At 24.7% G+C, this 486-nt stretch carries 1 protein-coding gene; it reads left to right on the top strand.

Going from position 1 to position 486, the window contains the following annotated elements; translation table 11 throughout:
• The coding region (locus E6A48_RS10815; RefSeq protein ID WP_219710255.1) for a LacI family DNA-binding transcriptional regulator at positions 1-486 on the top strand (486 nt) is incomplete at both ends.

Genomic DNA, 486 nt, shown 5'->3' with positions numbered 1-486 from the left:
AAAAAAATATAATTATGAACCTAATACTTTTGCTAGATTAAAAGCAAGAAGAAGTTATATAATAGGGATTATAGTACCTGCTTTAGATTCAATAATTACATCTAGAGTACTAACTGGATTAGAAAAAACTTTTAGAGAAAAGAATTATATGCCAATAATAATGAACACAAATCATGAAAATGAATTGGAAATTAAATATATAGAGAAATTAAAGAGATTAAAAGTTGATGGTATAGTATTAAGTGCAACATATATTACAGCTGAACATAATAAAATATTAAAAAAATTAGATATACCTATTGTAATTTATGGACAAGAATATGCTGATGGTATAAGTATAATTAATGATGATTATAATGCGGGTATTGAGATAGGAGAATATATTGCCAAGAGGAATCATAAGGATATAGGTTTTATTAGTGTTGATGAAAAAGATGTTGCTATTGGGGTTAATAGAAAAAATGGCATAATAGATGGATTAAAAAA

The sequence above is a fragment of the Brachyspira pilosicoli genome, assembly GCF_019402445.1.
GTDB lineage: Bacteria > Spirochaetota > Brachyspiria > Brachyspirales > Brachyspiraceae > Brachyspira > Brachyspira pilosicoli_B.
This window is presented reverse-complemented; position numbering and strand designations above follow the sequence as displayed.